Below are 25,841 nucleotides of genomic sequence, written 5' to 3' on the forward strand. Positions count from 1 at the left end.
GTCAGCTCCCGGCTCTGCCCGGTCGGCTGATGGGGGCGGAGAGCATGCCGGTGATGGCGTCGACGAGGAAGTCACCGACCTGCGGCCACCGGGGGTCTTCGCCGTCGCGTTCGGCGCGTGCCTCGACCTCTGCGGCCGCGGTGCTGACGATGCGGGCGATCAGGCGCGCGCGGCCGGCGACGATGTCCGGGTCGAGGTGTCGCAGCCGCGCGGCCAGTGACGCGCGCAGTTGCATAGCCTGTGGCGTGATGTCCTGGGCTTCCCGCATGATCGGCGCAGTAGCGGGGTTGTGGAGGACGTGGTCGAGGAACCGGGCTCGCCAGCTCGGTCGCGGCAGGTGGTCGAGCACCCGCATGCTCGGCTCCACGAGGCCGCGTATGTCGCCGAGGACGGAGTCCTCGGGTGGGGGCATCTTCTCGCGTTGTTGCGCCACGTCGTGCACGTGGCGGGCCATGAGTGCCTTGAGTAGGCCGTCGCGTCCGCCGAAGTAGTAGCGCACCGCCGAGTGGTTGGTGTTGCCGGCCGCCTCTGCCACTCTCCGGTCGGAGATCTCCGCGACGCCCGACTCGGCGAAGAGCCGTTCGGCCGCGTCGAGCAGGGCGGTGCGTGCCGCCACTGACCGCCTCATGACCGGCTCCCTCGCTGTTCTCACCCCGGATGTGACTCAGGTCAACCTAGCCGGATTCCCGCATCCGACCTGCGCCGCCTACAGTTCGTAAGTCACCTGGCTTATAAACTGATCTGGAGAGTGCATGGACACCGAAGCCGTGATCGAGGCTGCCGACGTGATCGACGGCCGCCCGCCCGGCCCGGACCGCAAGGAACAGATCATCCGAATGGTCGCCCTGTTCGTGATGCCGTTCCTCATGGTCACGATGATGTTCGCGACCTACATGGCGACAATGCACTCGCCGCACCCCCGGGACATGCCGGTGGCGGTCGTCGGCAGCGGCGCCGCCGCGCAGGCGATCGTCGACGGCCTCAACGCCGCGCCCGGAAACACCACCGACGCCACGCTGGTGCCCACCCGGGACGACGCTGTCGACCTGCTGCGCGACCAGGAAGCCGCCGCCGCGCTGGTCCTGCCCGCTCCGGGCGGTGACAGCGCGACAATCCTCACCGCATCGGCGGCCGGGGCATCGCAGGGCGCCACCGTCCAGCAGTTGCTCGCGCCGGTCGCCGTGGCGAACAACTGGCAGGCCACCACCGAGGACGTCGCGCCGCTGCCCGACGGTGACCGGGCCGGCATCGCGGTCCTGTTCGCCGCCATGGGCATGATGCTTGCCGGCTACGTGCCGCTGAGCATCATGGTGATGGGCGTTCCCCACCTGCTGCGGCTGCGACGGTTCCTGCCCGTGCTGGCCGGCTGGTCCGCGCTCACCAGCTCGATAATCTGGCTCATCCTCGGCCCCGTCGTGGGCGCCGTCGAGGGCCACTACCTCACCTTCCTCGGCGTCGGCATGCTCGCCACAGCAGCCGTCGGCATGGCCCAGCTACTGCTCTCCAAGGTGGTCGGCCCTCTCGCGGTGCTGCCCGGCATGCTGCTCTGGGTCGTGTTCGGCATGCCCGCGTCGAACCTGGCGTTGTCGGTGCACAACATGCCCGGGTTCTTCCAGTTCCTGCACGGAGTGCTCCCGCTCCCGGCGGCCGGCGAGGCGCTGCGCTCGGTCCTGTACTTCGACGGCAACGGCCTCGGCACCCACCTGGTCGTCCTGACCGTGTGGATCGTGGCTGCCCTCGCGCTCTGCCTGCTCAAGGAGCGCAGCGCGAGCGGGAACGTCATCCCCGGCGTCCCGCCGATCCCCGACCCCGACGCGAAGGCCCCCGCCCTCGCCGGCGGGCCGCCGCGCTCCAAGCGATTCCGGTACGTCGCCGCGGCCGGCTTCCCACTGGCCATCCTCGTGGTCGTCGTGGGTGCCATGGGCTTCTCCATGCACAAACCGCAGCCGCACGACATCCCGGTCGTCGTGGTCGCCGCCACCCCCGAGCTGGCCCAGCAGACCGCCGACGGCCTGAACACGCAGCTCACCGGCATCCTCGACGTCACAGTTGCCGACAGCGCCGAGCAGGCCACCGAGCAGATCAAGGCCCGTGACGTGGTTGCCGCCTTCGTCCTGCCGTCGGCACCGGACGCTCCGGCGACGCTCTACTCGGCGTCCGCCGCCAACCCCAGCCAGCAGTCCACGATCCGCGCGATCTTCCAGCCGATCGCCGCAGCCCAGGAGCTTCCGCTCACGCTCACCGACGTGCAGCCCCTGAGCGACACCGACACCGGCGGCAGCAACAGCATGTACGTCGGCATGTCGTGGATCATGGCCGGCTTCCTGTTCCTGGCTGTCCTGCGCGGCGGCGCACCGCACGTGCGCCGCCTGCCCCAGTTCCTGCCGTTGCTGGCCGGCTGGGCGGTCGGCATGTCCGTCTGGCTGTGGTTCCTCTTCGACGTCCTCATCGGCGCGATCAGTGGCAACGCCCTCGAGCTCATCGGCTACGGGGCGCTGACCATCTTCTCGGTCTCCCTGGCCACCGGAGTCCTCACGCGCACCGTCGGCCTGGCCGGGATCATCCCGATGATGGTGGTGCTGATGATGGCCGGCCTGCCCGCATCCGGCGGGGGCATGTCGGTGTACCTCGTCCCCGAGGTGTTCCGCCCTCTCCAGGACGTACTGCCGCTGCCGGCGGCTGTCGACATCGCCCGATCACTGCGGTACTTCGACGGTGTCGGCGTCGGGCAGAACCTGCTCGTCATCGCCATCTGGGGTGCGGTCGGGCTGGTCCTGAACCTGCTGATCGACAAGTGGCTCAACCGCCGCTCGGATGTCGACGACCCGGGTGTTGGTTCGGCGCCGGAGGCAACCTCGAAGCTGGTGCCGGCCGAGGCGCACTGAGCGACGGCTGTCCACCGCCGACCCTCCGGGCCGGCGGTGGACATTTCGATCTGGCCAGGCCACGGGAGACGGCGGGCCGCCTAGCATTGTCGGATGGCTATCTTCTCCGGAAAGGACGACTGGCGGCCGCCGAGACAACCCGATTGCGCCTGCCCTGAGCATCTGGAGGACGTGCTCACGCTGGTCGTCCCAAGCCGTGACTGGGAAGAGGCCCCGACCGTCGAGCAACTGCTCGCGACCGGATCGCTCGGTGTGCGGCCGATGGACCCGACAGAGCGGTTCATGGTCCACTTCGACGAGGGGCAGAACGAGTCTCGGCTCGGCCCGCTCCACTGGCTGATGTGGGCCGGCGATGAGATCTACGGCTGCTATGACGATGACGCCGCGCTGCCCCTCGACCGGTCGATCGCCGCTCAGCCCGGTGTCGACCTGGTCGAGTGGTACGACCGGGAAGAGTTCTGGATCGGAGCACCCGGTCTGTGCGGGAGCGGGTTGCTCGCTGCGATCGCGCGGGCACTCCAGGACCCTGAGGTACGCCGTCGGGATCGACCCGTGGATGCGCGAGGCCTCTGACCGGATTCCCTGGTCAGAGGCCTTATCTGCTGTTCGTGAATGGTGCCCCCGGCAGGATTCGAACCTGCGCCCCCGCCTCCGGAGGGCGGTGCTCTATCCCCTGAGCTACGGGGGCTCAGCGACTGGAGAAGACTAGCAAACCTCCTCCGCGTACGCCGAACCGGTATCGGGCGACAGGGTCGTGTCGCCCGATACCTCGTGGCTCAGGCCGCGATGGCCCGCCCACAACTGGGCAGCGGGTGCAGGACGATCCGCCGGGGCAGTCGGCGCGGCCACTCGTTGCGCGGCCAGGACCCGTCGACGATCAGGTGCACTGTGCGCTGCTCCTCGCCGCTGAGCCGCAGCACGAAGTCGCGGGGGAGCGGCGGGTCGACAGTCGGCGTAGTGATCATGAAGCGTACGCGGCCCCGAGACGAGACCGCGGAGATCACGTCGGCCGCCGGCATGGTGCCGCGCAGTCGTACGCGGCCGATCCAGTAGACCTCCGCCAGGTGTTCCTGGGCGGCGCGGGTGATCGCCGGGTACTGGGTGCGTACCCAGCGCTCGACCGCGCTGACGCAGAGCCCGCAGGCCCGCTCGCGCGGTTCCCGCGGACCCAACCCCCAGGCCCGCAGGTACGCCCCGACGGCGCCCGCGTCCAGCGGCAGGTCGAAACGGCGCTGGATGAGCGTGGTGAGGCTCTGCCTCGTCCACAGCTCTTCGTCCAGGCCGAACTCGTCCGGGTGGACGCCCCGCAGCACGTCGATCAGTTCGAGTTCCTGTTCGCGGCTGAGCATTCCCGGCTCGCCCTGCCGCTGTCCGCGACGGACGGCTGCCACCGCCCCGTCACCACCGATGGTGTGGCGTCGGCACCAACTGGTGACCGAACGCCGCGCGTCTCTGAGTGCAACCCCCACGTCTTGGGCAACGAGCCCGAATCGCAACTGGTCACGATATGTGGGGAGAAAACTCTCTAAGCAACGTAATCGCCTGTGCCGCTCAAAGCTCCCATACCGGACGTAAGCGGACAAGGCGCTACGAAGGGGCCCGCGTCCTCGCCGGTGTGCGGCGGTGACGCGGGCCCGATGTGCCCGTGTGGCGGATCAGCCGTTGGCCTGCGCCTGGAGTTGCCGGAGGTTGTTCAGCTCGGTCTGCTGGGTGGACTTCATGGTCCGTGCAACCCGCAGCACCTCGTCGTTGCCGGTCTCGCCGAGCACCGCGTCGATCATGTGGATCCCGCCCAGGTGATGGTTGATCATCAGGGTCAGGAACTGCCTGTCGACCTCGATGCCCTGGGCGTCGCGCAGCGCAGCCATCTGCTGCGGTGTGGCCATTCCTGGCATCAGCCCGTCCTTGACGGTCGCCCCGTCGGACATCCAGGCCATCGGCCGCTCCGTCCCGGTCGGGCTCAGGCCCCACTCCCGCAGCCAGGTCTGCATGGCGCCGATCTCGCCCTGTTGCCCGGTGGCGATGTCCACTGCCATCTGGCGGACGGCGGGCATCGTCGCCGACCGGTACGCGGTGAGGCTCATCTCCACCGCCTGGGTGTGGTGCGTCGTCATGTCCCGTGCGAAGCCCGCCTCGACCGAGGCGTCGCCGGGCCGGGTGAGCTGCGGGGTCAGCAGGCCACCGGCGTACCCGAGCAGCAGGCCCGCCACCAGCATGATAGCGAGCACTCCGACGCCGTAGCGGCGGGCCGACGCCCGGCCGGCGTCATCCGGAGACGCCGGTGCCTCGTCGTGCCCGCTGTCGGTGGTGGTGGGCGCAGTCATTCGCCGTCCTTACTGGGTGGGCATCTGGGCCTGGAGGTCACGCGGCGTGGTGCCGGTGGCCGTCACACCCTGGTTGCACAGTGCGGTCGGACCCTCGATGGAGGCGTTCACCCGCAGGGTCTTGATGAACTCGTCGATCCGCCCGTCGTCGGCGTTGTCGACCTTGAGCTGGTAGCCCCACGCCTGAAGGGAGATCGGCTTGTCCAGACCCTCGAACGGGCTCATCATCATCTTCTCGACGCCGCGAACCTTGCCGGCGAGCTTGTCGACCTGGTCCTGCGACAGGCCCGGCTGGTAGGTGATCCAGACAGCGCCGTGCTCCAGGCTGTGCACCGCGTGCTCGCTGGCGATCGGGGCGTCGTAGACGTCACCCATGCAGTTTTGCCAGGCGGCGTTGTGCACGCCACCGGTGGGCGGCAGGTACTTGTAGGTCAGCGGGCCGGACTTGTGGGCCTCGTACTTCAGGCTTTCCGGGTCCGACTTGCGGTAGTTGACGATGCCGTCGATGGCGTTCGCCCGCTTGTCCCACGGCTTGGCGCCCTGGAAGGTGGCCCAGGAGGCGACGCCGATGATGGCGACCGCGAGCACGCCCACGGCGACGAAGAGCGCGATCGGGCCCCAGGCCCGGCCCTGGCTCACCTTGACCGGCGTGATCGGCTTGCGGGGGCCCTTGCCGCCTGCCCGTGGGCTGCCGACCGGCTTACCCGCCGGCTTGCCGGAGCCGGCCTTGGAACCGGACGTCGGCCGGCCTGCGGCCGGCTTCTTGCCGGTGCTGACCACGGTCGGGCGGCGCTCAGGGCCACCCGGGGTGCTGATGCTCATCGTGCCTCGTCAGGTCGGTCGGTCAGGGGAGATGGCGGGCCAGATGACGCGCAGGGTTGCCGCCGAGTGCCCGAGTCTACCCCCGATAACATGGGCGGGTGACTCCTGCAGAACTCGCCTCGGTCGTCCTCGCCGCCGCCCACACCGTCTTCGCCGAGCGTGGCCTCGACCACGCCGCGCTGCCGGAGCGCACGGTGGTGGAGCGACCGCGCAACCCCGAGCACGGCGACTACGCCTCGACGCTCGCTCTGCAGCTGAGCAAGAAGGTGGGCGTTCCGCCGCGCGAGCTGGCCGCCGCCCTGGCCGACCAGCTGGGTCGGGCATCCGGCATCAAATCGGTGGAGATCGCCGGGCCGGGCTTTCTGAACATCCGGCTGGACGCCGCCGCCGCCGGCCAGCTCGCCCGGCTGATCGTCGAGGCCGGCGAGGAGTACGGCCGCAGCGACCGGCTCGCCGGCGAGAAGATCAATCTGGAGTTCGTGTCGGCCAACCCGACCGGCCCGGTGCACATCGGCGGCGTCCGCTGGGCGGCCGTCGGTGACGCGCTGAGCCGGCTGCTGCGCGCCACGGGCGCCGAGGTGGGCACTGAGTACTACTTCAACGACGCCGGCTCCCAGATCGACAGGTTCGCCCGTTCGCTGCTCGCCGCCGCCAAGGGCGAGCCGGCGCCGGAGGACGGCTACGGCGGGGCGTACATCGCCGAGATCGCGACCGAGGTGCAGGCCCGGCGGCCCGACCTGCTGACACTCGACGAACCCGCCGCCCAGGAGGTGTTCCGGGTCGAGGGCGTCGCGCTGATGTTCGACGAGATCCGCTCCTCGCTGCGCGACTTCGGGGTGGAGTTCGACACCTACTTCAACGAGAAGGACCTGCACGACCGGGGTGAGCTGGATCTCGCCCTGGTGCGGCTGCGCGAGCAGGGCCGGGTCTACGAGTCCGAGGGCGCCACCTGGCTGCGGACCACCGACTTCGGTGACGACAAGGACCGGGTGCTGCGCAAGTCCAACGGCGAGTGGACGTACTTCGCCGCGGACTGCGCCTACTACCTGGACAAGCGGGAGCGCGGCTTCGAGCGGGTCGTGATCATGTTGGGCGCCGACCACCACGGCTACGTGGGGCGGATGAAGGCGATGGCCGCCTGCTTCGGCGACGACCCCGAGCGCAACCTGGAAATCCTCATCGGGCAGCTTGTCAACCTGCTGCGCGACGGCGCCCCGCTGCGGATGAGCAAGCGGGCCGGCACCGTGATCACCCTGGAGGACCTGGTCGACGCCATCGGCGTGGACGCCTCCCGGTACGCCCTGGCCCGCTACTCCAGCGACTCGCCGATCGACATCGACATCGAGCTGTGGACGCGGGCGAGCCGCGACAACCCGGTCTACTACGTGCAGTACGTGGCGGCCCGGACGGCGAGCGTGGCCCGGCACGCCGCCGAGGTCGGCCTCACCCGTGGCGACGGCGCGGAGTTCCGCCCCGACCTGCTCGGCCACGAGAAGGAAAACGAGCTGCTCAAGGCGCTCGCCGAGTTTCCCGCAGTGATCGCCTCCGCCGCCGAGCTGCGCGAGCCGCACCGGGTCGCCCGCTACCTGGAGGAGCGCGTCGCGCAGGCGTACCACAGGTTCTACGACGAGCCGGCCTGCCGGATCCTGCCGCGCGGCGACGAACTCGTCACCGACGCCCAGCGGGCCCGGCTCTGGCTCAACGACGCCACCCGCACCGTGATCGCCAACGGGCTGCGCCTGCTCGGCGTCTCCGCACCCGAGAGGATGTGACATGAGGGCTCACGAGGCCGGTGCGCTGCACGGCGACATCGGCAGCCGGGGACCGGCTTGGCTGCGTACCCCGGAGGACGTCAACGCCCTGGTCCCGGCGCTGTGGCCGCGCAGCGTGACGCGCGCCGCCGACGGCGCGGTCGCCGTCGGCGGCCTGAGCGTCCGCGACATCGCGGCCGAGTTCGGCACCCCGGTGTACGTCCTGGACGAGGCCGACCTGCGCTCGCGCTGCCGGGACTTCCGGGCCGCCTTTCCGGACGAGGACATCTACTACGCAGGCAAGGCGTTCCTCTGCCGCGCGGTGGTGCGGATGATCGCCGAGGAAGGGCTGTTCCTCGACGTCTGCACCGGCGGTGAGCTGGCCACTGCCCTGTCGGCGGGGATGCCGCCGGAGCGGATCGGCTTCCACGGCAACAACAAGTCGGTGGCCGAGCTGAGCCGGGCGCTGGACGCCGGGGTGGGACGGATCATCCTCGACTCGTTCACCGAGATCGACAGGCTCACCGCGCTGGCCCGCGAGCGGGGCGTCCGGCCCGGGGTGTTGATCCGGGTCACGGTGGGTGTCGAGGCGCACACCCACGAGTTCATCGCCACCGCACACGAGGACCAGAAGTTCGGCTTCTCCCTCGCCGGTGGCACCGCCGCCGCTGCCGCGTTCAAGGTCCTCGACGAGGGCGTGCTGGAGCTGCGCGGTCTGCACTCGCACATCGGGTCGCAGATCTTCGACGCGAGCGGCTTCGAGGTGTCCGCCCGCCGGGTCCTCGCCCTTCAGGCGCAGATCCGGGACGCGCGTGGGGTGGAGCTGCCCGAGCTGGACCTGGGCGGTGGTTTCGGCATCGCGTACACCACCCAGGACGACCCGGCCACTCCACAGGACCTGGCCAAGCGGCTGCGCAAGATCGTCGACTCGGAGTGCGCCGCGGAGAACCTGGCTGCGCCCCGGCTGTCGATCGAGCCCGGCCGGGCCATCGTCGGGCCGGCAATGTTCACCCTCTACGAGGTCGGCACGGTCAAGGACCTCGACGGCATCCGGACGTACGTGAGCGTCGACGGCGGGATGAGCGACAACATCCGCACGGCGCTCTACGACGCGTCCTACTCGGCGACGCTGGCCTCCCGGGCATCGACGGCGCAGCCTCTGCTCGCCCGCGTGGTGGGAAAGCATTGTGAGTCCGGGGACATCGTGGTGAAGGATGAATTCCTGCCCGCCGACGTGCAGCCCGGAGATCTTGTCGCAGTGCCCGGCACCGGCGCCTACTGCCGGAGCATGGCCAGCAACTACAACCATGTCCCCAGGCCAGCGGTCGTCGCGGTGCGGGACGGCCAGGCACGCCTGATCGTCCGGCGGGAAACGGAAGAGGACCTGCTCGCATTGGATGTTGGATGACGTCACCTGTGCGTTTGGCGCTGCTCGGCTGCGGAACTGTCGGCCAGGAGGTGGTCCGGCTGCTGCACGAGCAGTCGGCCGACCTGACCGCCCGGATCGGCGCTCCACTGGAGATCGCCGGCATCGCCGTGCGCCGACTCGGTCGTGACCGCGGTGACCTTCCGGTCGACGACTCCCTCTTCACCACCGACGCGCTCGGCCTGGTCAAGCGCGACGACGTGGACGTGGTGGTCGAGGTGGTCGGCGGCATCGAGCCGGCCCGGACCTGGCTGGTCGAGGCGCTGCGCGCGGGCAAGAGCGTGGTCACCGCCAACAAGGCACTGCTCGCCGAGGACGGCGTGGCCCTGCACGACGCGGCCGCCGAGGGCGGCGGCGACCTCTACTACGAGGCGTCAGTGGCCGGGGCCATCCCGTTGCTGCGCCCGCTGCGGGAGTCGCTGCACGGCGACCGGATCAACCGGGTCACCGGCATCGTCAACGGCACCACGAACTTCATCCTCTCCGCGATGGACGCCACCGGCGCCGGCTTCGCCGAGGCGCTCGACGAGGCCACCGAGCTGGGATACGCGGAGGCCGACCCGACCGCCGACGTGGAGGGCTTCGACGCTGCGGCCAAGGCGGCGATCCTGGCCTCGCTGGCGTTCCACACGCGGGTCAGCGCCGCCGACGTGCACCGCGAGGGCATCACCGAGGTGACAGCCGCCGACATGGCCAGCGCCAAGGCGATGGGCTGCACCATCAAGCTGCTCTGCATCGCGGCCCGGGGCGTCGACACGGCCGGCCGTGAGACGGTGAGCGTCCGGGTGCACCCGGCGATGATCCCGCGCACCCACCCGCTGGCAAGCGTCGGTGACGCCTTCAACGCGGTCTTCGTCGAGGCCGACGCGGCCGGGCAGTTGATGTTCTACGGCCGGGGCGCGGGTGGCGCGCCGACCGCCAGCGCCGTGCTCGGCGACGTGGTGGCGGTGTCCCGCAACCGGCTCGCCGGGGTCCGCGCGGCAAGCGAGAGCTCGTACGCCGCCCTGCCCGTCCGGCCGATGGGCGAGGCGTTGACCCGCTACCACGTCAGCCTGGACGTGTCCGACCGCCCGGGTGTGCTGGCCGCGGTGGCCGGTGTGTTCGCCCGCCACGACGTGTCGATCGCGACGGTCCGGCAGGGTTCCGCTGGCGGGGCGCCCGGTCGGGACGGCGATGCCGAGTTGGTGATCGTCACGCACGTCGCGCCGGACGCCGCGCTCGCCGCGACAGTGGGTGAGCTGCGTGGCCTGGACATCGTCCGATCCGTAACCAGCGTGTTGCGGGTCGAGGGCGGGGCGTGAATCGTTGAATCGGCGGCGGGCCGACCGGCTCGTCCCGCCAGGTGGGTTACCCGGGGTGTGCCACCGGGCGCGCAGAGCCGCTGGTCCAGGGTGACCTGGTGCGCGGTGGCGCGAGGGTAGAGGCGAGGAGAGCGACATGTGGCGGGGTCTGATCGAGGCGTACCGGGATCGGCTGCCGGTCACCGCGGCCACGCCCGTCGTCACGTTGCACGAGGGGAACACCCCGCTGCTTCCGGCGCCGGTGCTCTCAGCCCGCCTCGGCTGTGACGTCTACCTCAAGGTGGAGGGCGCCAACCCGACCGGCTCCTTCAAGGACCGGGGGATGACCGTCGCGGTGTCCAAGGCGGTCGAGGCCGGCAACAAGGCGATCATCTGCGCCTCCACCGGCAACACCAGCGCGTCGGCCGCCGCGTACGCGGCACGGGCCGGTCTGACCTGCGCGGTGCTGGTGCCGCAGGGCAAGATCGCGCTGGGCAAGCTGGCCCAGGCGCTCGTGCACGGGGCGAAGCTGCTCCAGGTGAGCGGCAACTTCGACGACTGCCTGGCGCTCGCCGCCAAGCTGGCCCAGGACCACCCGGTCGCGCTCGTCAACTCGGTCAACATCGACCGGTTGCAGGGCCAGAAGACCGCCGCCTTCGAGATCGTCGAGGCGCTCGGCGACGCGCCCGACATCCACTGCCTGCCGGTCGGCAACGCCGGCAACATCTCCGCCTACTGGATGGGTTACTCCGAGGATTACGCCGCAGGCACCACGACCCGCGCACCCAAGATGTACGGGTTCCAGGCCTCCGGGGCGGCGCCGATCGTGACCGGCCAGGTCGTGCCGGAGCCGTCGACGATCGCCACCGCGATCCGGATCGGCAACCCGGCGAGCTGGACCAAGGCCCTCGACGCGCGGGACGCCTCCGGTGGTCTGATCGCGGCGGTGACCGACCGGGAGATCCTCTCCGCGTACCGGCTGCTGGCCCGCGAGGTCGGGGTCTTCGTCGAGTTGGGCAGCGCGGCAAGCGTGGCGGGTCTGCTCCAGCAGGCCGCTGCGGGCGCGGTGCCGGCGGGTTCGACGGTCGTCTGCACGGTGACCGGACACGGCCTGAAGGACCCGGAGTGGGCGATCTCCACCGCTCCGGCGCCGCTCACCATCGCCAACGATCCGCTGGCTGCGGCCCGCGCTCTCGACCTGGCCTGAGGCGGTCGCCGCCGGGCCGGGCGGAGGGCGGTGGGCTACTGCCGTACGGCCGCGCTGAGAGCGTGGGGGCGGCGGGGGCCGGACTGATCGGGTCCGGCACACTTCCGGGTATCCCCGCCCGCAATCTCGTTCAGGAGTGAGCCAGGCCGATGTCGCTGCTCGCCAGATTCAGCCTCGCCAACCGTGGGCTCGTCGCCCTCATCGCGGTGGTGATCACGGCGTTCGGAGCGTTCGCCGTGCCGTCGTTGAAGCAGCAACTGCTGCCATCACTGGAGTTTCCCGGCGCGTTCATCGTGGCCGCCTACCCCGGCGCCGGTCCCGAGATCGTCGAGTCCCAGGTGACCGAGCCGATCGAGAGGGCGCTCCAGGGCATCCCCGGCCTCGACAAGATCAGCTCCACCTCCCGGGAGGGGTCGGCGACCGTCCAGGTCCAGTACGTGTTCGGCACCGACCTGGACGACGCGGTAAACAAGATGCAGGCCGCGCTGAGCCGGATCGACGCCCAGCTGCCGGAGAACGTCGACCCGCAGGTCATCGCGGGCGGCACCGACGACCTGCCGGCGGTGGTGCTGGCCGCGTCCGGAACCGGCGACGAGCGGGCCCTCGCCGAGAAGTTGCGCGCGACCGTGGTGCCGGAGCTGGAGAGCATCGAGGGGGTGCGTGCGGTCGAGGTGACCGGGGCCCGCGACGACGTCGTGGTGATCACCCCGGACCAGGCCAAGCTGGCCGCGGCGAAGCTCCCGCCGACCGCGATCGGGTCCGCGCTCAAGACCAACGGTGTGTCGGTGCCCGCCGGTGCGGTCGCCGCGGACGGCCTGACCCTGCCGGTGCAGGTCGGTACGCCGGTCGCCACCCTTGACGACCTGCGCGGCATCGTTGTCGCGCCCGGCGCGACCCCGGTCCGTCTCGGTGACGTGGCGACCGTCGAGCAGACGCTCGCTCCGGCCACGGCGCTCACCCGGACCAACGGCAAGGAAAGCCTCGGCATCATGGTCACCGCCGCGCCAGACGGCAACGCGGTGGAGATCTCGCACGAGATCCGGGACCGGCTGGCCGACCTCAAGGCCGCCTCCGGCGCGGAGTTGACGGTTGTCTTCGACCAGGCGCCGTTCGTCGAGAAGTCGATCGAGTCGTTGACCACCGAAGGTCTGCTGGGCCTGGTGATGGCGGTCATCGTCATCCTGGTCTTCCTGCTGTCGGTGCGTTCCACAGTGGTCACAGCGGTCTCCATTCCGCTGTCCGTGCTTGTGGCGCTGCTCGCCCTGTGGATCGGCGACTACTCGCTCAACCTGCTCACCCTCGGCGCGTTGACAATCGCGGTCGGCCGGGTGGTGGACGACTCGATCGTGGTGCTGGAGAACATCAAACGGCACCTGGAGTACGGCGAGGAGAAGCAGGCCGCGATCATCACCGGTGTCCGTGAGGTGGCCGGCGCGGTGACCGCGTCCACCCTCACGACGGTGGCGGTGTTCGCGCCGATCGCGCTTGTCGGCGGGTTCGTCGGGCAGCTCTTCGCCCCGTTCGCGATCACCGTGACCGTGGCGCTGCTCGCCTCGCTGCTGGTCTCGCTGACAGTGATCCCGGTGCTTGCGTACTGGTTCCTCAAGCCGTCCGGCGGCACCGTCGACGACGAGGCGGTGCGACGCGAGGCGGAGGAGAAGGAGCTTCGCAACCCGTTGCAGCGGGCGTACCTGCCGGTCATCGGGTTCGCGACCCGCAAGCGGTCGACCCGTTGGATCACCGTCGGGCTCGGCCTGCTGGTGCTCTTCGGCACGTTCGGGCTGGCGCAGAAGCTGGAAACCAACTTCCTGGACGACTCGGGGCAGGACACGCTGAGCTTCCGCCAGGAGTTGCCCGCCGGCAGTGGGCTGGCGGCCACCGACGAGGCGGCCAAGCGGGTCGAGGCGGTGCTCGGGCGGCTCGACGGGGTCGAGACGTACCAGGTGACGGCGGGTGGCGGCGACAACCCGTTCGCGGGCGGCGGCGGCAACAACGTCGCGACGTGGTCGCTGACGCTCGACGGCGACATCGACGCCAAGGAGATGCGCGGGCGGCTGCGCGCGGAGTTCGACAAGCTCGGCATCGACAAGGAGGAGATCACCTTCGCCGGCGGGCAGGACGCCTCGACCAGCCAACTGGAGGTGGTCGTCCAGGGCAGCGACAGGGAGGTGCTGGCCCGCGCCGCCGAGGCCGCCCGGACGGCGATGGCCGGGGTGCCGGACGTCGAGGACGTGTCCACAAGCCTCGCCGAGCAGGTGCCGCGCGTCAACGTGACCGTCGACCGGGTCGCCGCCGGCCGGGTCGGGCTCACCGAGGCCGCTGTGGGTCAGCTCGTGGCGCAGGCGTTCCGTGGCGCCCCGCTGGGTCAAGTGGCGCTCGACGGCCGCCAGCAGGACGTCGTGCTGCGGTTGAGCGCGACGGCGCCGGTGTCGGTGGAGGAGCTGCGTGCCCTTCCGGTCGGGCCGGTGAAGCTCGACGACATCGCTGACATCACGCAGGCCGAGGGCCCGCAGCAGGTCACCCGGATCGACGGTGAGCGCAGCGTCTCGGTGACCGGCACGGCGACCGGCTCGAACCTGGGCGCGACCAGCCAGGAGTTGCAGAAGCGGCTGGACGCCATCGACGTACCGGGGGCGACCTTCACCATCGGCGGGGTCAGCGCCGACCAGGCGGACGCCTTCGGCGACCTGGGCCTGGCGGTGCTGGCCGCCATCGCGATCGTGTTCCTGATCATGGTGGCCACTTTCCGTAGCCTCACCCAGGCGCTGATCCTGCTGATCTCGATCCCGTTCGCGGCGACCGGCGCGATCGGCCTGCTGCTCATCACCGGGACGCCGATGGGAGTGCCGGCGTTGATCGGCGTGCTGATGCTCGTCGGCATCGTGGTGACGAACGCGATCGTGCTGCTCGACCTCATCAACCAGTACCGGGCGCAGGGCATGGGCGTCCAGGAGGCGGTGGTCGAGGGCGGCCGGCGCCGACTGCGCCCGATCCTGATGACCGCCATCGCGACGATCTTCGCGCTGTTGCCGATGGCGCTCGGGTTGACCGGCGAGGGCGGCTTCATCTCCCAGCCGCTCGCGGTGGTGGTGATCGGCGGCCTGCTCAGCTCGACGTTGTTGACGCTGATCCTGGTGCCGACGCTGTACACGATGGTGGAGCACACGAAGGGCGCGTTGCGGGACCGGCGTCGCCGTGGGCGTTCCGCTGACGAGGCGGTGGACCGGCCTTCGGATCCGGAGACCGCCGAACAGGACAGCCCGAACCAGGTGGCGGTGCCGGCCGGCGCAGCGGCGTCCAGGTCTGCCTCGGGCACCGGGTCGACGGCCCCCGGGGAGGGCTCGCAACCGCCTGCTGGGCGGCCCTCGGGCGCGCTTGTGGACGGCACCGACCAGTTCGAGGTGCTACGGCTGCCCCGTAGTCGCACCTCGCCGCTGCCCCCGTCGGAGCCGACGGAGTAATCGAACCGGCAGCTTCGGCGCGCCCCCGGCAGGTCTCCACCTGCCGGGGGCGCGCGCTTTCGTGGACACCCCGATGGTGCGACCAAACCGGCACTTTGCGTCACATAATGCATACTCCTGGTAAGGCGCGGAGGTGTGCACGGAGCGGGGCGGCGGATGAGCGAGGGCGCGCGGGGATGGTCCCGACGCGAGCTGCTGCGCCGGGGCACGCTCCTGGCCGGCGGGGCAGTCGCCGGAGCGGGAGCGACCGAGGCGTGGCGGCGCACCCAACGGCTGCCGCTCGGTGGTGGCCCGGCCAGCGCCACGGTCGGCAACAGGAACCAGGACGTCGGCAGCGGAGCGCTGACGGCCGTCTGGTCGGTGACGACCGACAGGCAACTGGTGGCGCTCACCTTCGACGACGGGCCCGCCCCACAGTGGACGCCGATGGTGCTGGACACCCTGGCCCGGCGCCAGGTTCCCGCCACGTTCTTCCTGGTCGGCGCGAATGTCAGGAAACACGCCGGGGTCGTACGCGACCGGCTCGCCGAACACGAGGTGGGTAACCACAGTTGGGCGCACCACGACCTCGCCCAGCGGGACGCCGCCGAGGCGTACGACGACCTGAGCCGTAGCCATGACGCCATCGCGGACGTGACCGGAAAGCCGCCCCGACTGATCCGCCCGCCGTACGGGCACCTGGGCGGGGCGGTGCTGCACGCGGCGGCCCGACTGAACTGTCGGCTCGTGCTCTGGTCACTGCAGATGGTGGAGGGGCAGTATCCCAACGACCCGGTCGGACACGCCCGACGGATCACGCGTGACGTCCGGCCGGGAACGATCCTGCTCGGGCACGACGTGGGGCGGCGGAGCCGCCTGGTCGCGCTGAACGGTCTACCGGACATGATCAGCGGATTGCGGGATCGGGGCTACACCTTCGTGACAGTCTCGACGCTCCTGCGAGCCGGAGTAAGCCCCGCATCGACCGGGTAGGGTCCCGCTCCGTGGCGTCCACCTTCTCGGTCATCACCGGCAATCGCAGCTTCCGCAACCTCTTCCTCGCCGAACTCGTGGTCTTCGGCGCCGACTGGTTCGTCATGGTCCCGCTGCTTGTGCTGCTGCCCCACCTGACCGGAAGCGGAGTCTGGGGCGCCCTGGTTCTGGCGGTGGACACCGGCATCGTGGCGTTGCTGCTGCCGTACACCGGCACGGTGGCCGACCGGTTCGACAGGCGGAAGGTCATGATCGCGGCAAACGTGGCCGCGCTGGTGGGCGTACTGCTGCTGCTCGGCGTGCGAAGCGCAGGCACGGCGTGGCTGGCGCTGGTGGCCATCGGCGTGGTCGCGGTCGCCAAGGCCTTCTACTCGCCGGCCGCCCAGGCCGCGCTGCCCAACGTGCTCCGGCCGCACGAACTGGCCGCGGGCAACGCGGTGGCGGGCTCGGCCTGGGGCACCATGACTGTGGTCGGCGCCTCGCTTGGTGGCGTGCTCAGCTCGGCCGCCGGCCCGTACGTCTGCTTCTGGGTGGCCGGGGTGGGCCTGGCGATCGCCGCGGGCCTGGCCACCCGGATCCGCCGTCCGTTGCAGGCGGAGCGCGATCCGGAGCTGCCGGTCCAGCGGACCTGGCCGGCGGTCCGCGAGGCGCTCGGCTACATCGGGCACCGGCCCCGCGTGCTGGCGCTTGTCACGGTCAAGTCGGCGGTCGGCCTGGGCAACGGGGTGCTTACCGTGTTTCCGCTGCTCGCCGGCGTGTACGGCGTCGGTCCGCTCGGCGCCGGCCTGCTCTTCGCGGTACGCGGTGCCGGTGCGCTGGTGGGGCCGATCCTGATGCGTCGGGTGCTTACCAACAGGTCCTGGCTGCTGCCCGGGCTCGCAGTGTCCATGTCGCTGTACGGCCTGTCCTACCTGGGTACGTCGGTGGTCCGCTGGTTTCCCCTGGTGCTGCTGCTCGTCTTCCTGGCGCACTTCGCGGGCGGCAGCAACTGGGTGATGTCCAACTTCGCCCTTCAGGGCGAGGTGCCGGACCGGTTGCGCGGGCGTGTCTTCGCCACCGACATGATGCTCGCGACGCTCGCCATCTCGGTGAGCCAACTGGCGGTGGCCCTCGTGGTGGACGTCGTGGACGAACGGGTCGTGCTGGCCGGCTGTGGTCTTGTCACAGTCGTCTACGCGATCGGCTGGCGGATAGCCACCCGCAGGCTCTCGCTGACCGACCCGGTCGCCGCGCCGGTTCCGAACCCGACAGGCTGACCCGCGGTCCCATGCTGCGGGCACCGCGTCGGATCGTCGGTGCCGACCCCTAGCATGGGCGCGTGCCGACGAACTTCACCGCTGGGCCGGTCCGGGTCCGGGTCCCCGCCACCAGTGCCAACCTGGGCCCCGGCTTCGACGCGCTGGGTCTCGCCCTCGGGCTCTACGACGACCTGGCTGCCGAGGTCGCGCCCGCTGGCGTGCGGGTGACGGTGACCGGTCAGGGCGCTGGCGAGTTGCCCACCGACGACCGGCACCTGGTGGTGCGGGCCATGCGCGCGACCTTCGACGTGCTCGGCGGGCAACCCGACGGGCTGACTGTGGAGTGCGTCAACCGGATCCCGCAGGCGCGCGGGCTGGGCTCGTCGTCCGCCGCGATCGTCGCCGGGGTGCTCCTGGCCCGTGCTCTGGTCACCGACGGGGAGGACCGGCTGGACGAGCCTGGTGTGCTCAGGCTGGCCGCCGAGATCGAGGGCCATCCCGACAACGTCGCGCCGTGCCTGCTCGGCGGATTCACGCTCGCCTGGTCCGAGCCGACCGGTGCCCGATCGGTGTCGCTGGCGGTCGCCGACGAGGTGCGGCCAACCGTTTTTGTGCCGTCCGAGCGTGGCCTCACAGCGGCCGCGCGGGCCGCCCTGCCGGCCACCGTGCCGCACGCCGACGCCGCGTTCACCGCGGGGAGGGCGGCGCTTCTGGTCCACGCGCTGACCGCAGATCCGTCGCTGCTGCTGCCGGCCACCGCCGACCGACTGCACCAGGATTACCGCGCGGCCGGGATGCCTGCGACATCTGCGCTGGTCAACGAGTTGCGCGCGGCGGGTGTGGCGGCTGTGGTCAGTGGGGCGGGGCCGACCGTGCTGGCGCTGAGCGAGCCGCCAGCGGATTTCCCGCTGGGAACAGACTGGGAGTTCTGGAAGTTACCGATAGACGTCAGCGGTGCCCGGGTCGCCCGGGGTAGACTTGGACACGCCGAGCGGGACCCTGTTGCCGCAGGTCGGAAGAGTTGATTACGCTCTAGACCTAGCACAGCCGCGAAGCACGCGATCTCCTGCGGGTCGGCGCACCCCGAAGCTTTCGGCGGTCAGCCCGTCACCCCTGCTCAAGGCCCACGCCGCACCGCAGTTTCCACAGGTCGCCGCAGACGGCGAGACCTGCTCACCGATGTTGGTGAGTCGGGAAACCACCGGCTGCTGTGTCACAGACTCCCGCGACGCGTCCTTGCGAGGCGGGTGCACCGAGGCCGCCCGGCCACCTGAGTTTCGACTCCGGGCAGTCCCGGCCTATCGAGGGAAGGAATCCATTGAGCGACACCACCGACGTGACGTCGGATGTTTCCAACGTCGCTGGCGATGCCACCGCCGCCGCCCCCGCCCGTCGTCGGCGTAGCGGCACCGGTCTGTCGGCGATGCTGCTGCCAGAGCTGCAGAGCTTGGCTGCGTCGCTCGGCATTTCCGGCACGGCTCGCATGCGTAAAGGTGAGCTGATCGCCGCGATCTCCGAGCGGCAGGGCGGCAATGCTGCCGGGACCCCTCGACCGCGGGCTGAGGTCGCGGCTGCGGCCGCTCCGGCCCGTGAGGAGGTGCGCGAGACCGTGGATCGCCCGGCGGCCGAGGGTCGCAGCACCGACCAGGCGCCGGCCGAGCCGGCCACCGAGACCGCGAGCCGGGGTCGTACCCGGCGGAGCCGTACCGCCCCGGCTGAGGGCCGCACCACGGGGGCGCGCAGCACCGAGCCGCGCGCCGCTGAGCCCAGCGCCGAGGCGCAGGCCGCAGAACCTCGTGCCACCGAGGTACGCAGCACCGAGGGGCGTGCCGCTGAGGCGCGTACCGATGAGGTGGAGACCGGCGAGCGGGCCGATCGCGGCGAGAACCGGCGGGACCGCACCGAGCGCCCGGAGCGTGCCGAGCGGGGCGACCGCAACGACCGGGGCGACCGCAACGACCGGGGCGAGCGTTCCGACCGAGGTGAGCGTGCTGACCGGGGCGAGCGTGCCGAGCGGGGCGACCGCAACGAGCGGAGCGAGCGTTCCGACCGGGGCGAGCGTGCTGACCGGGGCGAGCGTGCCGAGCGGGGCGACCGCAACGATCGAGGCGAGCGTTCCGACCGGGGCGAGCGTGCCGAGCGCAACGACCGGCCGGAGCGTGCCGACCGCGGCGACCGCAACGACCGTGGTCAGCGGGTCGAGCGGGACAACGACGATGACGACGGTGAGGGCGGCGGCCGGCGTGGCCGGCGCAGCCGTTTCCGGGACCGCCGTCGCGGTCGCGGCGACCGCGCCGAGACCGGTGGCGACACCGGCGGCCGTGAGCCGCAGGTCGGCGAGGACGACGTCCTCGTCCCCGTGGCCGGCATCATCGACGTGCTCGACAACTACGCCTTCGTGCGGACGACCGGCTACCTCGCCGGCCCGAACGACGTGTACGTCTCGATGTCCCAGATCAAGAAGTACGGCCTGCGCCGCGGTGACGCGATCACCGGCGCGGTGCGTGCCAACCGCGAGGGTGGCAACAGCGGTGACCAGCGGCGGGACAAGTACAACCCGCTGATGCGGCTGGACACGATCAACGGGATGGAGCCGGAGGAGGCGCGGCGCCGGCCGGAGTTCTACAAGCTCACGCCGCTCTACCCGCAGGAGCGCCTGCGGCTGGAGACCGAGCCGCACATCCTCACCACCCGTGTCATCGACCTGGTCATGCCGATCGGCAAGGGCCAGCGGGCGCTCATCCAGTCGCCGCCGAAGGCGGGTAAGACGATGGTGCTCCAGGCGATCGCCAACGCGATCACCCGGAACAACCCGGAGTGCCACCTGATGGTGGTGCTTGTGGACGAGCGGCCCGAAGAGGTCACCGACATGCAGCGGTCGATCAAGGGCGAGGTCATCGCGGCCACGTTCGACCGTCCGCCGCAGGACCACACCACTGTCGCCGAGCTGGCGATCGAGCGGGCGAAGCGCCTTGTCGAGCTGGGGCACGACGTCGTCGTGCTGCTCGACTCGGTGACCCGGCTCGGCCGGTCGTACAACTTGGCGGCGCCGGCCAGCGGTCGGATCATGTCGGGTGGTATCGACTCCACAGCTCTCTACCCGCCGAAGCGGTTCCTCGGTGCGGCTCGCAACATCGAGAACGGTGGCTCGCTGACCATCATCGCCACGGCCCTGGTGGAGACCGGTTCCATGGCGGACACGGTCATCTTCGAGGAGTTCAAGGGCACCGGTAACGCGGAGCTGAAGCTGGACCGGAAGATCGCTGACAAGCGGACCTTCCCGGCCATCGACATCAACCCGTCCGGTACCCGTAAGGAAGAGGTCCTGCTGGCGCCGGAGGAGTTGGTCATCCTCCACAAGCTCCGCAAGGTCCTGCACTCGCTGGACTCGCAGGCGGCGATGGACCTGCTGCTCGACAAGCTCAAGCACACCCGCACCAACATCGAGTTCCTGATGCAGATCGCGAAGTCGACGCCGGGGGAGTGACCCTCCCCGGGTGAGGCACGACGAAGGGGCACGGCCACACGGCCGTGCCCCTTCGTCGTGTCCGCCCGCTGCCGCTGCTCTGCTTCAGGCGGTGCTCCGGCCCAGCGCTGCCTGCCCGGTTGCCCCTGCTGCGCCTCGCCGCCCCCTCCCTGGTGGTCTCCCTTTGCTCTGCTTCAACCAACGCAACACTCTGGGGCGATTTCTGTTGCGTCAGTTGAAGCAGAGCAAAGGGGGGCAGGGGAGGGGTGGTCGTCCCCGTGCCCACGCCGCCGGACGGCGTCAGCGGGGGCAGCCAGGAGGCGGAATTTTCCTTCGGTTCAGCCAGCAGGTCTTGAAACTTCTATTCATTGGCGGGTTGACTGTCGTCCATGCGTACCCGCAGACGATCCGCCCGCCGCACCGGCGTCCTGCTGCTGACGCCGCTGCTCGTCCTGGCCGCGCCGCTGCCGGCCGCCGCCGCACCCGTAGCGCCACCTGCCGCGCCCGCGACCCGGTCCGTCGCAGCCGCGTCCACCGGGCTGGCCGCGCCCACTGTCGCGGAAGACGCCCCGGCGGCGTCGTCCCGGCCGGCCGGCTCGGTCAGCCTGGCCGCCGACCCGGAGGGCGCGACCGCGGCGACCTCTCCCAGGGCCGCTGGCGGCGTGGAGCCGGCCGGTGGCCTGGAGACCACGAAGGCCACCCGGCCGGTCGCGCCGGGCGTGCAACTGACGTCCTTCGACAGGTACGACGCCGACGGCTGGCTGCGCGCCGACGCGCTCACCACCGACCTCTCCGGCGGCGCCACCGTCGACTACGTCAACTCCGGGGCGGTCAGCCGGGCCGAGCCGCTGCGCAAGGCGGTTGACGATTCCCGTGCGGTCGCTGCGGTCAACGGCGACTTCTTCGACATCAACAACTCCGGTGCCGCCCAGGGCGTCGGTGTCCGCGACGGTGAGCTGATCCAGTCGGCGGTCAGCGGTCACGGCAACGCGGTGGCGGTCACCACGAGCGGGCTCGGCTGGGTGATCGAGGTGAACTTCGACGGCAGCGCCACGCTGCCCAGCGGGCCGGTGCCGCTCACCCAGTTCAACAACCTGATCCAGACCGGCGGCATCGGGGCGTTCACCGAGTTGTGGGGGACGTACTCCCGGCAGCGTGCCGTGGAGGGCGCGGCCCGCGTGGTCGAGGTCACCGTGGCCGGCGGTCGGGTGGCCACAGTGGCCGGCGTCGCCGGCAGCGGCCCGATCGCCGCAGGCAGCGTCGTGCTGCTCGGCCGCGACGCGGGCGCGGACGCCCTCGCGGCGCTCCGACCCGGCGACCCGGTGACGGTGGCCTGGCGGCCGAAGCCGTCCGACGGCAGTACCCTGCACGCGGCTGTCGGTGGCGGCAACGTCCTGGTCCGCGACGGTGTCGTGCAGAGCATCGCCGACCCGACGCTCGCTCCGCGCACCGCAGTCGGGTTCAGCGCCGACGGTCGGAAAATGATCATGATGACGGTGGACGGGCGCCAGGTCGACAGCCGCGGCGTGACGCAGACCGAGATGGGCCGGATGATGGCGGAGCTGGGCGCCCACCATGCGCTCAACCTCGACGGCGGCGGGTCCTCGACGCTGCTGGCCCGCGAGCCGGGCGCGTCGACAGTCCAGGTGGAGAACGGCCCCTCCGACGGCAGCGAACGGGCCGTGCCCAACGGCCTGGCCATCTACGCCCCGAAGGGCAGCGGCCGGCTCACCGGCTTCTGGGTCGAGACGGCAAGCGACCCCACCGTCGCCCCAGGCGTCTCGCCGGTGCGCGGTGGCCGACCCGACCGGGTCTTCCCCGGGCTGACCCGCACCCTCACCGCGGCCGGCTACGACGAGACGTACGGTCCGGCGGCCGGTGCGCCGGCATGGCGGGTGACGCCTGCGGTACGCGGCCGGGTCGACCGCCACGGCGTGTTCCACGCGGGCGCACCGGGGGCCGGCACGGTCACCGCCGCACGTGGCCGGGCCACCGGCACGCTGGACCTCACAGTGCTCGGCCCGCTGGCCCGGATCGGCGCCACAGTGCCGAGGGTGGGTCTGACCGGGCAGGACGGCAATGCCCTGGTCGGAGTGGTCGGGTACGACGCCGAAGGCAACACCGCGCCGATCGAGCCGGCCGATGTGACGCTCGACTACGACCGGAACCTGCTGCGGATCACCCCGACCGGCGACGGCAACCTGAGCGTCAGCGCGCTGCGGGACACCGGGTCCGCCCTGGTGACCGTCCACGTCGGACGCAAGAGCACGGTCCTGCCGGTCACTGTCGGGCTGACCGACGTACCGGTCGCCGGCTTCGACAACGCGGCGTCCTGGCGGTTCAGCCAGGCCCGGGCCAGCGGGGCGGTCGCACCCGCGCCGGGGCACACCGGCACCGGCCTGCGCATGTCGTACGACTTCAGCCAGTCGACGGGCACGCGCGCCGCGTACGCCGACCCGCCCGCCTGGATCGATGTGCCCGGCCAGCCGCAGGCGTTCGGCATGTGGATCCACGGCAACGGCACCGGGGAGTGGCCCAGCCTGCACCTGCACGACGCCCAGGACACCCAGCACGTGCTGCGCGGTCCGCTGATCACCTGGACCGGCTGGCGGTACGTGGAGTTCGCGGTGCCGGCCGGCGTGCAGTACCCGGTGCGGGTGCGCCGCTTCTACGTGGCCGAGACGAACGCCGCCGCGCAGTACACCAGCGAGGTGATCATCGACGACCTGGTGGCGAAGGTGCCGCCGACTGTCGACGTGCCGGAGGCATCCCCGCGTACCGATCGGGTGGTGGTGCGCGACGGCACGGTGGACGACGCGCCGTGGCGGTTCGCGGTGCTCTCCGACGCCCAGTTCGTCGCCGCAGCCCCGGACAGCAACCTTGTCGCCCAGGCCCGGCGGACGCTGCGCGAGGTGCGCGCGGCCCGGCCGGACTTCCTCCTGATCAACGGCGATTTCGTGGACACCGCCTACCCGGCGGACTTCGCGCTGGCGCGACGGATCCTCGACGAGGAGTTGGGCGACGCGCTGCCCTGGTACTACGTGCCCGGCAACCACGAGATCATGGGTGCCCCGATCAGCAACTTCGAGGCGGCGTTCGGCGCCACGTCACGGGTGTTCGACCACAACGGCACCCGGTTCGTCACGTTGAACTCGTCCACCGGGACGCTGCGCGGCGGCGGCTTCGACCAGGTGCGGATGCTGCGCGAGGCTCTCGACGCGGCGGCCACCGACCGGCGGGTCGGCTCGGTCGTCGTGCTGCACCACCACCCGGCACGCGATCCCAGCCCCGCCCAGGCCAGCCAACTCGGTGACCGCAAGGAGGCGGCGCTGCTGGAGCAGTGGCTCGCCGACTTCCAGCACCGCACCGGCAAGGGCGCGTTGTTCGTCGGCGGGCACGTCGGCACGTTCCATGCCGACCGGGTCGACGGCGTACCGTTTGTGATCAACGGCAACGCGGGCAAGACGCCGTCCACCCCCGCTGACCAGGGAGGCTTCACCGGCTGGACGGAGTTCGGCGTTGACCCGGTCACCCCGGCCGAGGCCGACCGGGCACGCCGCAACCCGCTCGCCGAGGGGCCACGCTGGGTGGACGCGGAGTTCCACGCACACCTGGACCGGCTCACCGTTGCCGCGCCGGCCAGCGTGGCGGTCGGCAGCCCCGCGACGGTCACCGCCACGCTCACCCAGCCGGACGGTCGTACGGTGCCGGTTGCCGCTCCGGTCAGCGCCGACTGGTCGGCCTCGCCGGGCGTGCACGTCGGCTCCGCGGCCGGGGTGCGTCCGTGGCACACGGCCCGCTTCGACCCGGCCACCGGCACGCTCACGGCGCTGCGTCCCGGGTCGGTGGTTCTGGCGGTCACCGTCAACGGCGTCCGCACCGAAACCGCGATCACCCTCACCGCTCGGGCCGCCGCGCCCGCAGCGTGAACCCGCCGCCGCCCCGCCCCGTCGAGTCGCACGGGCCGGGGCGGCGGGCCGGGTCAGAAGTCGCCTTCGGCCACCTGGAAGACGGTGAGGCCGAGGTCACGCCACATCCGCACCACCTGAACACGGTCGTCGAACACGCCGGCCACCCGGTAACGGTCCCGGATCTCCCGGTCGTAGATCTCCCGCTTGACGATCGAGTCCTTGCGGGAGTCGCCGACCGCACGTAGGTGCAGACCGAGGTAGGGGACCCGGACGTGCCGGGCCAGCCACGCCTCGGTCGCCGCTCGGGCGGAGGCGTCCCGCCCGGAGCAGAAGACCACCCCGTACCCGGCCGCGTGCATGGCCCGGACCGCCGCGATCACCGCCGGATTCGGATGGTCCTGGCCCACCCGGGTCATGTCGTACGGGCTGCGGGACACGGCCAGCGCGACGGTGCCGTCGATGTCCACCAGCACGATCTCCGGCGGTTCGGCCGACGGCGGGTGCACGGCGGCGGGCCGGCCGGTGCGCGCCTGCGGGACCGGCAGCGGCAGGCTGCGCCCCTCCAGGTACCGCTCGTGCAGCCGGCGGATCGCGTCCGCGCCGACCTGGTCGGCCGCCGGGCGGGCGGCGTCGCGGCGCAGGCACTCGTCAAGCGGTACGTCGGTGAAGTCGTGCACCTCGAAATCCGCCCCGTGCCGGGCGGCCAGCTCGGCCCAGCCACGCAGCGTGCGGGCGCGCAGGTTGGTGTCGTCCACGCACACGTTCGCCCGCGCCCGCAGCAGCGCCTCGACCTGAGCCTGCTGTGCGGCGGTCACCTGCGCCTCGGCCCACTGCGTGAAGAGCCGCTCGCCGTGCAGCATCCGGCGCAGGTCGTCCCGGTTGACCCGAAGCACGGACGGCTGGAGCGTCCGGGCGAAGGTGGTCTTGCCCGAGGCGGGCAGACCTCGGGTGGCGATCAGGCGGGCCATCGGGGCACCTCCGACTCGACCTGCGTACCCCCGGTGGGGTACGCCGTGACGGTTTCCCGGGTGGACGAATGCCCCGGCGGGCGGCGGGAATGCGGACGAGGAGGCACGTGTTGACGATGCCGGACGAGGT

Annotated in this window: 17 protein-coding genes and 1 tRNA gene; 12 read left to right on the top strand and 6 right to left on the bottom strand. The window is 71.3% G+C overall.

The genetic code is table 11. From position 1 onward, the window contains the following. Position 1 precedes the first annotated feature (1 nt). Complete coding sequence (locus ACLQ23_RS28535) at positions 2–628, bottom strand: TetR/AcrR family transcriptional regulator (protein ID WP_355591242.1); 627 nt, start codon at positions 626–628, stop codon at positions 2–4. 124 nt (positions 629–752) lie between these two features. On the opposite strand from ACLQ23_RS28535, the gene ACLQ23_RS28540 reads away from it, so the two are divergent. Both ACLQ23_RS28540 and ACLQ23_RS28545 read left to right on the top strand, forming a co-directional pair. Continuing rightward, a complete protein-coding gene (locus tag ACLQ23_RS28540) occupies positions 753–2,885 on the top strand; it encodes an ABC transporter permease (protein WP_425734886.1) in 2,133 nt (710 codons plus the stop codon). A gap of 93 nt (positions 2,886–2,978) precedes the next feature. Next, a complete protein-coding gene (locus ACLQ23_RS28545; RefSeq protein WP_355591248.1) occupies positions 2,979–3,458 on the top strand; it encodes a hypothetical protein in 480 nt (159 codons plus the stop codon). A gap of 40 nt (positions 3,459–3,498) precedes the next feature. Here ACLQ23_RS28545 and ACLQ23_RS28550 read toward each other — a convergent pair. The 4 genes from ACLQ23_RS28550 to ACLQ23_RS28565 form a co-directional block, all read right to left on the bottom strand. After that, positions 3,499–3,573, bottom strand: a tRNA-Arg gene (locus ACLQ23_RS28550). A gap of 88 nt (positions 3,574–3,661) precedes the next feature. Further along, complete coding sequence (locus ACLQ23_RS28555; RefSeq protein WP_355591438.1) at positions 3,662–4,354, bottom strand: winged helix-turn-helix domain-containing protein; 693 nt, start codon at positions 4,352–4,354, stop codon at positions 3,662–3,664. A 186-nt stretch (positions 4,355–4,540) separates the two neighbouring features. After that, positions 4,541–5,209, bottom strand: coding sequence for a DUF305 domain-containing protein (locus ACLQ23_RS28560; RefSeq protein ID WP_355591251.1), 669 nt, complete (start codon positions 5,207–5,209; stop codon positions 4,541–4,543). A gap of 9 nt (positions 5,210–5,218) precedes the next feature. Beyond that, positions 5,219–6,031, bottom strand: a complete 813-nt coding sequence (locus ACLQ23_RS28565; RefSeq protein ID WP_355591254.1) for a DUF3105 domain-containing protein — start codon at positions 6,029–6,031, stop codon at positions 5,219–5,221. Between the two features lie 98 nt (positions 6,032–6,129). Here ACLQ23_RS28565 and argS point away from each other — a divergent pair, with 98 nt between their 5' ends. From argS to ACLQ23_RS28615, 10 genes are all read left to right on the top strand, one after another. Next, positions 6,130–7,803 carry an arginine--tRNA ligase gene (argS, locus tag ACLQ23_RS28570; protein ID WP_355591257.1) on the top strand — a complete coding sequence of 558 codons (1,674 nt, stop codon included), beginning with the start codon at positions 6,130–6,132 and terminating at the stop codon, positions 7,801–7,803. Position 7,804: 1 nt separating this feature from the next. Next, entirely contained in the window at positions 7,805–9,190 is a 1,386-nt protein-coding gene (gene lysA, locus ACLQ23_RS28575; RefSeq protein ID WP_425734887.1) for a diaminopimelate decarboxylase, read from the top strand. Between the two features lie 8 nt (positions 9,191–9,198). Further along, positions 9,199–10,509, top strand: a complete 1,311-nt coding sequence (locus ACLQ23_RS28580; protein ID WP_425734901.1) for a homoserine dehydrogenase — start codon at positions 9,199–9,201, stop codon at positions 10,507–10,509. Between the two features lie 136 nt (positions 10,510–10,645). Then, positions 10,646–11,695: a threonine synthase gene (gene thrC, locus ACLQ23_RS28585; protein ID WP_053655632.1), complete on the top strand. Its 1,050-nt coding sequence runs from the start codon at positions 10,646–10,648 to the stop codon at positions 11,693–11,695. A 149-nt stretch (positions 11,696–11,844) separates the two neighbouring features. Further along, entirely contained in the window at positions 11,845–15,156 is a 3,312-nt protein-coding gene (locus ACLQ23_RS28590) for an efflux RND transporter permease subunit (RefSeq protein ID WP_425734888.1), read from the top strand. Between the two features lie 156 nt (positions 15,157–15,312). After that, positions 15,313–16,128, top strand: coding sequence for a polysaccharide deacetylase family protein (locus ACLQ23_RS28595; RefSeq protein WP_355591266.1), 816 nt, complete (start codon positions 15,313–15,315; stop codon positions 16,126–16,128). Between the two features lie 11 nt (positions 16,129–16,139). Next, a complete protein-coding gene (locus tag ACLQ23_RS28600) occupies positions 16,140–17,384 on the top strand; it encodes an MFS transporter (protein WP_355591269.1) in 1,245 nt (414 codons plus the stop codon). A gap of 62 nt (positions 17,385–17,446) precedes the next feature. Further along, positions 17,447–18,391 (top strand): homoserine kinase, encoded by a 945-nt coding sequence (thrB, locus tag ACLQ23_RS28605; protein ID WP_425734889.1) that lies wholly within the window; start codon positions 17,447–17,449, stop codon positions 18,389–18,391. A 293-nt stretch (positions 18,392–18,684) separates the two neighbouring features. After that, positions 18,685–20,853, top strand: a complete 2,169-nt coding sequence (rho, locus tag ACLQ23_RS28610; RefSeq protein WP_425881368.1) for a transcription termination factor Rho — start codon at positions 18,685–18,687, stop codon at positions 20,851–20,853. A gap of 368 nt (positions 20,854–21,221) precedes the next feature. Beyond that, entirely contained in the window at positions 21,222–24,761 is a 3,540-nt protein-coding gene (locus tag ACLQ23_RS28615) for a phosphodiester glycosidase family protein (RefSeq protein ID WP_425734891.1), read from the top strand. Positions 24,762–24,814: 53 nt separating this feature from the next. Here the strand turns inward: ACLQ23_RS28615 and ACLQ23_RS28620 are convergent, their stop codons facing one another. Next, positions 24,815–25,711, bottom strand: coding sequence for an AAA family ATPase (locus ACLQ23_RS28620; RefSeq protein WP_355591281.1), 897 nt, complete (start codon positions 25,709–25,711; stop codon positions 24,815–24,817). Positions 25,712–25,841 lie beyond the last annotated feature (130 nt).

It is taken from the genome of Micromonospora sp. DT41, from assembly GCF_049841715.1.
In the GTDB taxonomy this organism is placed as follows: Bacteria; Actinomycetota; Actinomycetes; order Mycobacteriales; family Micromonosporaceae; genus Micromonospora; species Micromonospora profundi.